We start from the raw sequence: 12,065 nt of genomic DNA, 5'->3' as shown, positions 1-12,065 counted from the left end.
ATTATAATAAGCAGAGCCGATGGAAATTAAGCGTTTGGAAGAAAAGAAGAGACAGCATAGGAATGACATCGTGGAGATGACACCAGAGGAATGACAGAATTTCTTCCGAACAAAACTTAATATCGGTCGGCTTTTGGCTTTGATGAGTGTTTAAAATACATAAGGAGGAAAGGGGGAAGCGGTTATGGATGGACTTGTTGATTCCCTGATGGAAGAACTGAACTGTCAGGTGGCATTTACCATTCCGATTTTTGGCGGAATTGATGTCCTTGAGTCGGTGGCAGTGACGTGGATCATTATGGGAATCATGATGGTTGCAACGCTGATTCTCGTTCACGGATTGAAGGTCAGAAAGATCGGAACGAAACAGGCGGTGCTTGAAAGTGGATTCACTTTCATCTGGAATTTTTTCGAGGAGCTTCTTGGAAAAGAGGGGACGGATTATATTCCGTATCTGATTACCGTGGTTCTCTACATAGGAATTGCCAATATGATCGGACTTCTGGGATTCAAATCACCGACAAAGGATTTGAATGTGACGATCTCACTTGCCGTGATGAGCATCATTCTTGTGGAGGTCGCAGGAATCCGGAAAAAGGGAGTGAAGGGGTGGATCAAGAGTTTTGCAGAACCGATCCCGATCATCGCCCCGATCAATGTACTTGAGCTGTTTATCCGGCCGTTGTCGCTTTGTATGCGACTGTTTGGTAATGTGCTTGGTGCTGTGGTAGTTATGGCACTGATCAAATACCTGGTACCGCTTGTGGCACCACTGCCGTTCAGCTTTTATTTTGATATATTTGATGGAGTGATTCAGGCTTATGTCTTTGTATTCCTCACATCATTATATATAAAAGAGGCCATCGAGTAAGATTAAGTATTGCGATGGCAGTAAAAACAAAAAGAAACACGCAAGAACATGTACTCGTTTGAGAGCGCATACGAACAAAAAGGAGAGTAGAATCATGACAGGATTAATCGCAATCGGTGCAGCAGTTGCAGTTATCACAGGAATTGGAGCAGGACTTGGAATTGGAATGGCAACTTCCAAGGCAGTAGATGCCATTGCAAGACAGCCTGAGGCAGATGGAAAGATCACAAAGGCACTTCTTCTTGGATGTGCTCTGGCAGAGGCAACCGCTATTTACGGTTTCGTAATCGGTCTTCTGATCATTCTGTTCTTAAAATAATAAAGAGAGCAAGACAACGATTTTCAGAGCAAGAAAGTTAGAATAAGAAAGGCAGACGCAATGTTAAACATCAATTTCTGGAACATTGCCTTTACAGTCATCAATCTGTTAGTCCTTTACTTCTTCATGAGACATTTCCTTGTAAAGCCAATGCAGGCGATCCTGGAAGAGAGAAAGCAGATGGTTGAGAGAGATCTCGATGATGCTACAAGATCGAAGCAGGAAGCTGAGAAAATGAAGCGTGAGTACGAGGCTTCGATTCAGAACGCTGACGCGGAAGCAGACAGGATTGTGGAAACGGCAAAGGCGAGAGGAACCGAGGAGTATAACCGGATTCTCGCACAGGCAAAGACCGATGCCACAAAGAAGATGGAAGAGGCAGACAGAACGATTGCGCTGGAGCGGGAAAAAACGCTCTCCGACCTGCGGGCTTCCGTTGCCGATCTGGCAATGGTGGCTACGGCAAAATTGCTTGCAGAGCAGAGCGGTCCGCAGAATGATCGAAACTGTTACGATGCATTTTTAAGTCAATCAGGTGAGAAGCATGACTGAAGAGGCAAGATTATACGGAACCGTGCTCTATGAGCTTAAAGTTCCGCAGGAAATGGTAAAAAAGACCGGCGAGATTCTGGAGCGAAATCCGGAGCTTGTTCGGGTGCTTCAAAGTCCGGTTTACCGGAGAGAAAAGAAACATGCCATCATAGAGGAAATTTGGAAAACACCGGAGTTTTCCAGTGTGATGATCAAATTTCTGAAAAAAGCCTGTGATGCCGGTGCAATCGCAGAGTTTTCACAGATTATGGATATCTGCGAGAGATGTGAAAGAGTTGCAGACGGAGTAATGAGTGCAGAACTTTGGTATGTGACGGAGCCGGATGAGGTGCAACTGGAAGGCATTCGGCAGTTTCTGAAAAAAACTTATGGAAAGAGGGAAGTCCAGTTGAGTCTGGCTTCTCACCCGGAGCTGATGGGCGGATTTGTCCTGAAGACCGGAGATGTGGAATACGATTACAGCCTTCTCGGAAAATTAAAGAAATTGAGTCAGGCTGTGGCGGGATAGGAGTTTTGGTGATATGAGTACAATCAGTTCTCAGGAAATCATCTCCATCATCAAAGGTGAGATTGAAGATTACGACGAGCATGCAGGGCTGGTTTCGGAGACCGGCTCCGTCATCTGGGTCGGCGACGGCATTGCGATCGTCTACGGCATTGATCACGCCATGTATGGAGAGATTGTCATATTTGAAAACGGAGTCCGCGGAATGGTTCAGGATATCCGGAAAAATGAGATTGGCTGCATCCTTTTTGGAAAGGATACGGAGATCGTCGAGGGCACAAAGGTGACGCGGACAAAGAAGCGTGCCGGTGTCCCGATTGGAAAAGAATTTCTCGGTCGTGTTGTGAATGCGCTCGGTGAGCCGATTGACGGTATGGGACCGGCGAAGGAGGAGGCTTATCTTCCGGTCGAGGAGGAAGCCCCGGGAATCGTGGAAAGAAAGTCCGTCGGAGTTCCGATGGAGACCGGTATTCTCGCGATCGACTCGATGTTCCCAATCGGACGCGGACAGCGTGAGTTGATCATCGGAGATCGTCAGACCGGAAAGACCTCGATTGCAATGGATACGATTCTGAACCAGAAGGGAAAAAATGTGATCTGTATCTATGTCGCAATCGGACAGAAGGCTTCGACGGTTGCAAAACTGGTCAACACGCTGAAGAAGAATGACGCGATGGATTACACGATCGTCATGGCATCAACGGCGAGCGATCCGGCACCGATGCAGTACATCGCCCCGTATGCAGGAACCGCAATGGCTGAGTTCTTCATGCGTCAGGGCAAGGATGTTCTGATCGTTTACGATGATCTGTCAAAGCATGCAGTTGCTTACCGTGCACTGTCTCTGCTTTTGGAGCGTTCTCCGGGACGTGAGGCATATCCGGGCGATGTCTTTTACCTGCATTCCCGTCTGCTTGAGCGTTCAAGCCGTTTGAACGATGCGCTTGGCGGGGGATCGATCACCGCACTGCCGATCATTGAGACACAGGCGGGTGATGTATCTGCATATATTCCGACAAACGTGATCTCGATCACAGATGGTCAGATTTTCCTTGAGAGCTCTCTGTTCTTCTCCGGTCAGCGTCCGGCAGTCAACGTCGGTCTTTCGGTTTCCCGTGTCGGCGGAGCCGCTCAGACAAAGGCAATGAAGAAGGCGAGCGGAAGCATCCGTATCGATCTGGCACAGTACCGTGAGATGGAAGTCTTCACACAGTTCAGCTCCGATCTGGATGATGCGACGAAGGAACAGCTTGCATACGGAAAGCGTTTGATGGAACTGCTCAAACAGCCTCTTGGAAGACCGCTTGCGATGCATGAGCAGGTGATCACGCTTTGCACAGCAACGCATCGGGTGATGCTGAGTGTGGAGATTTCTCAGATTAAGGAATTTCAGATGCAGTTGCTTGCCTGGTTTGACGAGAAACACCCGGAGATCGGAAAAGAGCTGGAGGAGACGAAGGTCCTCAGCGATGAGCTTTCCGGACGGATTGTGGAACTTGCAAAGCAGTTTAAGGAGGCAGTATGGCAAACGCGAGAGAAATCCAGGAACGAATAAAGAGTGTTCAGGATACGAGGAAAATCACAAATGCCATGTATCTGATTTCTTCCACAAAGCTGACGAAGAGTAAGAAACTGCTTGTGGACACGGAGCCGTATTTCTACACGCTCCAGAGTTTGATCCACAGAATCCTGCGCCATCTTCCGGAACTTCACCATCCGTATTTCGATCCTCGTTCGGAGAAGAAAAACGGGGATCGAATCTGCGGACTGATTGTGATTACCGGTGATAAGGGCATGGCAGGTGCTTACAACCACAATGTTTTAAAAATGGCAGAGCAGTGGATGAGCGAACATCCGAATCACCGCCTCTATGTGGTTGGAGAACTCGGTCGGCAGTATTTTGCTTCCCGCCAGATTCCGGTGGAAGAGCAGTTTCATTACACCGTGCAGAATCCGACGATGAACCGTGCGAGACTGATTTCCTCCGCGATCATTGAGGACTATATGGAGCACCGACTTGACGAGGTCGATATTCTCTACACGCAGATGATCAACAGCATGAAGATGGAGGCCCAGATGGAACAGCTTCTTCCACTGACGAGGGAGGAGTTTAACACGGCTACGATCCCGGCAGACACCTACCACGAGGAGATTCAGATGATTCCGAGTCCTTCGGCAGTTCTGGATCATGTCGTTCCGAACTATGTGACGGGATTCATTTTCGGTGCGCTTGTAGAGTCATTTTGCAGTGAGCAGAATGCGCGAATGATGGCGATGCAGTCCGCAAGCGACAATGCGAACAAACTGCTCGCAGAGCTGTCGATCGCCTACAACCGTGTGCGTCAGGCGGCGATCACACAGGAGATTACGGAAGTTGTCGGTGGTGCAAAGGCACAGCGGAAGAAGAGACGCTAGCTAAAGCGAAAGAAGAGTTTCTGTTGGCACAATGTGTATGTAACGTGCGAATGGCAACAAAGGAGACAGATATGAACAAGGGAAAGATCATTCAGGTCATGGGACCTGTTGTGGATGTGGAGTTTGACGACGGCAAACTTCCACACATTCAGGATGCCCTGGTTGTGAATAATAATGGCAGACGATGCGTGATGGAAGTCGCACAGCTGATCGGTGGAGATATTGCCCGCTGTATTATGTTGGCATCCAGCGAGGGCCTCTGCAAGGATATGGAAGTTGAGGCGACCGGATCTGGCATTTCCGTTCCGGTCGGTGAGAAGACGCTTGGTCGTCTTTTTAATGTGCTCGGTGAGCCGATTGACGGAGGCGAGAGCCTTGATGATGAAACGAAATGGGTCATTCACCGTGATCCGCCGAGCTTTGAGGATCAGAGTCCGGTTGTCGAGATGCTTGAGACCGGAATCAAGGTTATCGATCTGCTTGCCCCGTATGCAAAAGGCGGAAAGATTGGACTGTTCGGCGGTGCCGGAGTTGGAAAAACCGTTCTGATTCAGGAGCTGATCACGAACATTGCGACTCAGCATGGCGGATATTCGATTTTCACCGGAGTTGGAGAGCGTTCGAGAGAGGGAAATGACCTCTGGACCGAGATGGGTGAGTCAGGTGTTCTCGAGAAGACCGCCCTGGTATTTGGTCAGATGAACGAACCGCCGGGCGCTCGTATGCGTGTCGCTGAGACGGGACTTACGATGGCAGAGTATTTCCGTGATGTTCAGCATCAGAACGTGCTTCTCTTCATCGATAACATCTTCCGTTTCGTACAGGCAGGATCGGAGGTTTCCTCCCTGCTTGGAAGAATGCCGTCGGCAGTTGGTTATCAGCCGACTCTGGCAACTGATGTCGGTCAGCTTCAGGAGAGAATCGCTTCGACGAAGAACGGTTCTGTCACCTCGGTTCAGGCAGTCTATGTGCCGGCAGATGACCTGACAGACCCGGCACCGGCGACGACGTTTGCTCATCTGGATGCGACGACGGTTCTCTCGAGAAAGATCGTAGAGCAGGGTATTTATCCGGCAGTTGATCCGCTTGAGTCCACCTCGAGAATCCTTGAGGAGGATGTCGTAGGAAAAGAGCACTACGAGGTCGCAAACAAGGTACAGCAGATGCTTCAGAAGTACAAGGAGTTGCAGGATATCATCGCAATCCTTGGTATGGAGGAGCTCTCTGAGGAAGATAAGCTGACGGTCAGCCGTGCAAGAAAGATTCAGAGATTCCTCTCACAGCCGTTCCACGTCGCAGAGAACTTTACCGGCGTTCCGGGAAAATACGTTCCGGTCAAAGAGACGGTTCGCGGTTTTAAGGCAATCATCGATGGTGAGATGGATGCTTATCCGGAGGGTGCATTCTTCAATGTCGGAACGATTGATGAGGTTGTCGAGAAGGCAAAGGCGATGGAGCAGAATAAGGATTGAGTGGGGTAAAGGAGCAGAAAAATGGCAACATTTTGGTTGAAAATCATTGCCAGCGACCATGTCTTTTACAATGGAAGTTGTGAGACACTGGTTGTTCCGGCTCACGATGGCGAACTTGGAATTCTGCCTCACCGGGAGGCGATGATCCTTGCGACGCAGGAGGGCGAGATGCGTTTTCGTGTTCCGGGTGAGGAGACGGATCGCAGAGTCATTGTCGGAATCGGGATTGTTCAGGTCGCAAATAACCGAGTGATGGCAGTTGTGGACTCGGCAGAGCGTCCGGAGGACATCGATGAGGCGAGAGCAAAACTGGCACTCGAGCGAGCAAAAGAACAGCTCCGCCAGAAACAGAGTATTCGAGAATACTATATGACGCAGGCGGCAATGGCGCGTGCACTCTCAAGACTTCACGGCTCCGCCTATCATGAAAAAGGATTATAATAATAAGAGCTTCTCATACCGTGGTTTTGTCATACGGAGGGGAAGCTCTTGCCATAGGAATTTATATAAATGTATCGGGGCTCCGGGCGAGAAAGATCGTCGAAGACCCTCACATCCACTCCAAATTATTGACGAGGAAATCGCAGAATTCCTGCACGACCGGTTTGCTCTTCCCCTGTTCGGAGCGCATCAGGACGATCTGCCTGCGACATTTTAAGTCGGAGATTGGCAGAAGGCGCACCGGAGAATCTGCTGTTTGCGATTCCCACTGTGCGGGGAGCGGACCCCATGAGTACTGTGGCCAGAAACCGATTCCCATGCCGGCGGCAATCAGGTTGCGGACAGTCTCGGTCGTATCGCTCTCAAATATAATCCGCGGGGAGAAGCCAAGTTCCAGAAAATAGCTGTTTGTGATCTGGCGGATCGGGCGGGAGCCTGCAAGACAGATGTATCCCGCATGTCTGGTATCGGCAAGGCGAATCGATGGTTGCTCTCCATAAGGAGAGGCAGAGGGAACCGCGAGATAGAGGTCTTCCTCAAGCATGACGGTCGCGTGGTTGCGGTCGGCGGAGGCAAAGTCTGACCGTCTTGCAGTCACGCAAAGATCATAGTCTGAGTTTGCATGTGGATCGGTCATCTGATACGATTGGTAGAGCTGGAAATTGACATCCGGGCGAAGTGCGCGAAATGCAATGATCCGATTGGTGATTAGTGCAGAGGCAGAGAGCAGGCGCAGACGGATCGTGTGCGTCGCCAGCTCTTTTCCACACTGAAGTTCCTCGATTGTGCGGTCGAGATCATTGATCAGAGGAAGCAGACGCTGTTGAAAGAATCTTCCAGAGTCATTGAGCTCGATACTGCGGTTCTTTCGCTCAAAGAGTGGAACCCCGAGCTCGCTCTCAAGACGGTGAATCGCCTGAGAGAGTGCAGGCTGTGCGATCTGAAGATGTTCGGCAGCCTTTGTGATGTGCTGATATTCCGCGGCTGCGAGAAAGTATTTTAATTGTAGTAATTCCATGCGTTCTCCCTCCGAATCTTCTATAAAAAAAGTTTGCAAATCATTCTGGAAATCGAAATTCAAAAAATGATAATCATTCCCAATAAGATAGACAACAAGAATTTGAAAATAAAAATCTTTATAGGAAATCTCATTATATCACGCAGAAAGAAAAGTCGCAACTGTCCGAATCTTGTCAGAAAATGTGGAATAAAATTTCATATAATAGATATAATGGCGGGGAATTTGCTGATTTGTAATGCGAAGCATCGGAAAAATCTGTTGTGGTTTGTACAATACATGAACAGTAGTGCGTGTATTGTATTTTCAAGAAAACTTGCTTTTAAAAGATAGAGATGGTACACTGTAACCGATTTCCTCTGTGTATTTTAGAAAGAAAGAGGACAAGTGGATATAGATTTGAACAAAAAAAACATATCATAGGGCAAGGACTGCCCGAATTAACGCCTGTGGAGATAGTAGGTCACGAGGTCTATGAAACAGGAAGCTCATTGGCTTTAGACAATGGGTGGTTCACAAGCAGACGAAGGTGGGACATGATGCATGAAAAAGCCGGGAAGAGAAGACGAAGAGAAAATTAATCTTTGGAAGTCAGCGCTGAATGTGACAGGGACGTTAATCTTTCTCTTGATTTTTTTAGCAGCTCTTTTGGGACTCTATCTTCTGAATGATTATACCAATTATCATAAAAAAGAAACGATTGTAGGTCGAAAATACGAAGAAAATCAAATCAATCACGGGAACCAGGATCGAGTTCGTGAGACGATTGGAGGAGAAGATCAGGTAGAAGAACAGAATGCGGAAGCAGCAGAAAAACGGACGATGACAACGCAGGCGGTGACTGGAGAAAACCAGGAGATTGAGATTGGTGGAGTGGATGATAAGAGAAAATCCGCAGTGCTTGCTCAGATTGTTGATGCGGAGACAGGAAAAGGGATTCCACTAGAGGGCGCAGTGTTTGAATTGTACAAGGACGATGGAACTCGCCAAATTCTGAATGCCTATTATCCGGATAAGGTTTCCTATCGCGAATTTGTGACAACAGACAAGGGAAATTTCTATCTTCCGGAAAAAATTTTTCAGGGAGATTATAAGTTTCATGAAAAGACGGCGCCGGAGGGATATGAGCGTTCAGAGGATAAGAAATTTCGTGTCAGGACTCCTTCTGATTGGACAGAACCGTATCTTGTAAACATTCCCCTTTCCCCGTCAAAGGACCGGATCTGTGTACAGATTTGTGATCATGAGAGTGGCAAGTCTGTGGGCGGAGGTCATTTTGTAGTGCTTGCGGAGAAAGACGTTCAGACTATGGACGGGACAATTCGTTACCGAAAAGGTGAGCGTGTCGGGGAGATTATCTGCGATGAAACTGGATACGGAGAGAGTGAGAAGCTTTATCTGGGAACGTACAGTCTTTATGAGAAAGAGATTCCGCAATACTATGCTGGAATCGAGAAGAAACCAGAGATTGTGATGGAAAAGAAAGATGAGCAGAAGTCGGAAGTTCACGAGATTGAGATGGAGAAGACAAAAATCAGCCTGAAGCTTGTAGATGAGCGTTATCCTCAGATGACGATTGAGGGGGCAAAATTTGAGATTGTGACTGATTCAAACGGTTCGACATCAAATACCAATACTGTGAATTCTGCGAAAATGGTGAAGGTAGTAAAGACAGATGAAAACGGAAGTGCAGTACTCACAGATCTTGAAAAAAATACAACATACCGCATTCGGCAGATTAAGGCTTCTGATGATTACCATTTAGATCCAGTGGAGTATGAGTTGACGGTTGATGAATGGGGAAGAATTGACGGTGACGCGCAGGTGGATTTTTCACTGACAAACCGGATGATCCGGGTGACTATACAGGCAGTGGATGCCATATCAAGAAAAGGAAGTTCTGGTGTTCGTTTTTCACTCTATGATGCAGATAAGCATTTGATTGATGCCTGGAGTGAGGATGGAAATGGTCGAATGTTCACGGAACTTTCGACTGGAACATATTATCTTGAGCGAGAAGGGCGCTTTTCAAAACAATATGAGCTGACCGTAAGAGACGAGGTTGGAGTTCAGGAGTGGAAAATATCTACATTTACCTGGAAAAGTATAGTTGTTCTTGCTGGAGCCGTGCTGGTAGTCATGGGACTTGCATTTGTGGTAAAATCCGTTGCTGTTTGCAGGGTGCGTGAACCATAACGAATTTGCTTCTTGACAAATTTGCGTGAAAATACTATCATAAGTACCATATGAAAAGGCAGTGAAGAAGAGGAGTAGGGCGCAGGCATCCGCCAGAGAGGATGATCCATCGGCTGAAAGATGATCCCGGAGAGCGCGCATGAAGGTAGCTTCGGAGCCGGAAGTCTGAGAGATTTCTTAAGATCTCTCAAAGTCATTGAGACGACGATTGATCGCCAAGAAGACGATGAGAGGAGAAACGTGTCTGTAAGATTTCCCGTCTGGTCCGCGTTAAGGAAATTCAAGTGACAAATCAAGGTGGTACCGCGGAATTTCTAAAGAGATGGATTTCGCCCTTTGTGCAGAGAGGATTTCTTTTTGCATAAGGGGCGTTTTTTATTCTATTCGCCCTTGAAACCAAACAGATTCGTAACTGTGAAGTACTGTACGGAACAGTTACACAGATTCAACTAAATCATATAAGAGTTCTTGTAGCTCACAGAGAAAGGAAAAAACATGAAAGAACTGGAAAAGACTTACAATCCTTCTGCGATTGAGGAGAAACTGTACCAGAAATGGCTGGACAACAAGTACTTCCACGCAGATGCAGAGCGCGGAAAGAGAGAGGGCAAGAAGCCGTTTACGATTGTTATGCCTCCGCCAAACATTACCGGACAGCTTCATATGGGTCATGCACTTGACAACACGATGCAGGACATTCTGATCCGTTACAAGAGAATGCAGGGCTATGAGGCTCTGTGGCAGCCGGGAACCGACCACGCAGCAATCGCGACCGAGGTTAAGGTTATCGATAAGTTAAAGAGCGAAGGCGTTGACAAGCACGATCTCGGACGTGACAAGTTCCTTGAGGCATGCTGGGACTGGAAGAAGGTATACGGCACCCGCATCATCAACCAGCTCCACAAGCTCGGCTCTTCCGCTGACTGGGACCGCGAACGTTTCACGATGGATGAGGGCTGTTCCAAGGCGGTTCAGGAAGTTTTCATCAAACTTCACGAAAAAGGATATATCTACAAGGGTTCGAGAATCATCAACTGGTGTCCGGTATGCCAGACTTCGATCTCTGACGCAGAGGTTGAGCATGAGGAACAGAACGGCTTTTTCTGGCACATCAACTACCCGATCGTTGGCGAGGAAGACAGATTTGTTGAGATCGCAACAACCCGTCCGGAGACTCTGCTCGGCGATACCGCAGTTGCAGTAAATCCGGATGATGATCGCTACAAGGATCTTGTCGGCAAGATGCTCAAACTTCCGCTGACCGACCGTGAGATTCCGGTTGTCGCTGACGCCTATGTAGACAAGGAGTTCGGTACCGGATGCGTAAAGATCACCCCGGCACATGACCCGAACGATTTCGAGGTTGGTCGTCGCCACAACCTGCCGGAGATCTGTATCATGCATGACGATGCAACGATCAACTGCCCGGGAAGCAAGTACGATGGCATGGATCGCTACGAGGCAAGAAAGGCAATGGTTGAGGATCTGAAGGAGCTTGGTCTTCTCGTGAAGGTTGTTCCGCATTCTCACAACGTTGGTATCCATGATCGTTGTAAGACGACCGTAGAGCCGATGGTAAAACAGCAGTGGTTTGTACGCATGGAGGAGATGGCAAAGCCGGCAATCGAGGCATTAAAGAGCGGAGAGCTTAAGTTCGTTCCGGAGAGCTTTGGAAAGACTTACATGCACTGGCTTGAGGGAATCCGTGACTGGTGTATCTCGAGACAGCTGTGGTGGGGGCACCGGATTCCGGCTTACTACTGCGACGACTGTGGTGAGATCGTGGTTGCAAAAGAGATGCCAGAGAAGTGCCCGAAGTGCGGATGCACGCATTTCAAGCAGGATGAGGATACGCTCGATACCTGGTTCTCGTCTGCACTGTGGCCGTTCTCCACGCTCGGCTGGCCGGACAAGACGAAGGAGCTTGACTACTTCTATCCGACCGATGTGCTTGTAACCGGTTACGACATCATCTTCTTCTGGGTAATCCGTATGGTATTCTCCGGAATCGAGCAGACCGGCAAGTGCCCGTTCAACACGGTTCTGATCCATGGACTTGTCCGCGACTCTCAGGGACGCAAGATGAGTAAGTCCCTCGGAAACGGAATTGATCCGCTTGAGGTTATCGACAAGTACGGCGCAGATGCTCTGCGTATGACGCTGATCACCGGAAATGCACCGGGCAACGACATGCGTTTCTACTGGGAACGTGTAGAGAACAGCCGTAACTTTGCAAACAAGGTATGGAATGCATCCCGTTTCATCATGATGAACAT

General features: G+C 48.4%; 11 protein-coding genes. 10 read left to right on the top strand and 1 reads right to left on the bottom strand.

The window, feature by feature from the left end:
• Positions 1–184: 184 nt before the first annotated feature.
• The 8 genes from AC4EVX_RS12085 (at position 185) to atpC (ending at position 6,575) form a co-directional block, all read left to right on the top strand.
• Positions 185–871: a F0F1 ATP synthase subunit A gene (locus AC4EVX_RS12085; protein WP_177977768.1), complete on the top strand. Its 687-nt coding sequence runs from the start codon at positions 185–187 to the stop codon at positions 869–871.
• 94 nt (positions 872–965) lie between these two features.
• Positions 966–1,190 carry an ATP synthase F0 subunit C gene (gene atpE / locus AC4EVX_RS12080; protein ID WP_177977767.1) on the top strand — a complete coding sequence of 75 codons (225 nt, stop codon included), beginning with the start codon at positions 966–968 and terminating at the stop codon, positions 1,188–1,190.
• Positions 1,191–1,250: 60 nt separating this feature from the next.
• A complete protein-coding gene (gene atpF, locus AC4EVX_RS12075; protein ID WP_177977766.1) occupies positions 1,251–1,742 on the top strand; it encodes a F0F1 ATP synthase subunit B in 492 nt (163 codons plus the stop codon).
• Complete coding sequence (atpH, locus tag AC4EVX_RS12070; protein ID WP_177977765.1) at positions 1,735–2,250, top strand: ATP synthase F1 subunit delta; 516 nt, start codon at positions 1,735–1,737, stop codon at positions 2,248–2,250. The genes atpF and atpH overlap by 8 nt, the downstream gene beginning before the upstream one ends.
• 13 nt (positions 2,251–2,263) lie before the next feature.
• Entirely contained in the window at positions 2,264–3,802 is a 1,539-nt protein-coding gene (gene atpA / locus AC4EVX_RS12065; protein WP_177977764.1) for a F0F1 ATP synthase subunit alpha, read from the top strand.
• On the top strand, positions 3,769–4,662 hold the full coding sequence (gene atpG / locus AC4EVX_RS12060) for an ATP synthase F1 subunit gamma (RefSeq protein ID WP_177977763.1): 894 nt from the start codon (positions 3,769–3,771) through the stop codon (positions 4,660–4,662). The genes atpA and atpG overlap by 34 nt, the downstream gene beginning before the upstream one ends.
• A gap of 71 nt (positions 4,663–4,733) precedes the next feature.
• On the top strand, positions 4,734–6,134 hold the full coding sequence (gene atpD / locus AC4EVX_RS12055; RefSeq protein WP_177977762.1) for a F0F1 ATP synthase subunit beta: 1,401 nt from the start codon (positions 4,734–4,736) through the stop codon (positions 6,132–6,134).
• A 21-nt stretch (positions 6,135–6,155) separates the two neighbouring features.
• Positions 6,156–6,575, top strand: coding sequence for an ATP synthase F1 subunit epsilon (gene atpC, locus AC4EVX_RS12050; RefSeq protein ID WP_177977761.1), 420 nt, complete (start codon positions 6,156–6,158; stop codon positions 6,573–6,575).
• 109 nt (positions 6,576–6,684) lie between these two features.
• Here the strand turns inward: atpC and AC4EVX_RS12045 are convergent, their stop codons facing one another.
• A complete protein-coding gene (locus AC4EVX_RS12045) occupies positions 6,685–7,593 on the bottom strand; it encodes a LysR family transcriptional regulator (RefSeq protein WP_177977760.1) in 909 nt (302 codons plus the stop codon).
• A gap of 543 nt (positions 7,594–8,136) precedes the next feature.
• On the opposite strand from AC4EVX_RS12045, the gene AC4EVX_RS12040 reads away from it, so the two are divergent.
• Positions 8,137–9,789, top strand: a complete 1,653-nt coding sequence (locus AC4EVX_RS12040) for a SpaA isopeptide-forming pilin-related protein (RefSeq protein ID WP_177977759.1) — start codon at positions 8,137–8,139, stop codon at positions 9,787–9,789.
• A gap of 495 nt (positions 9,790–10,284) precedes the next feature.
• A partial coding sequence (locus tag AC4EVX_RS12035) for a valine--tRNA ligase (RefSeq protein ID WP_490160286.1) occupies positions 10,285–12,065 on the top strand: 1,781 nt, incomplete at its 3' end.

The sequence above is a fragment of the Brotaphodocola sp. genome, assembly GCF_983179755.1.
This window is presented reverse-complemented; position numbering and strand designations above follow the sequence as displayed.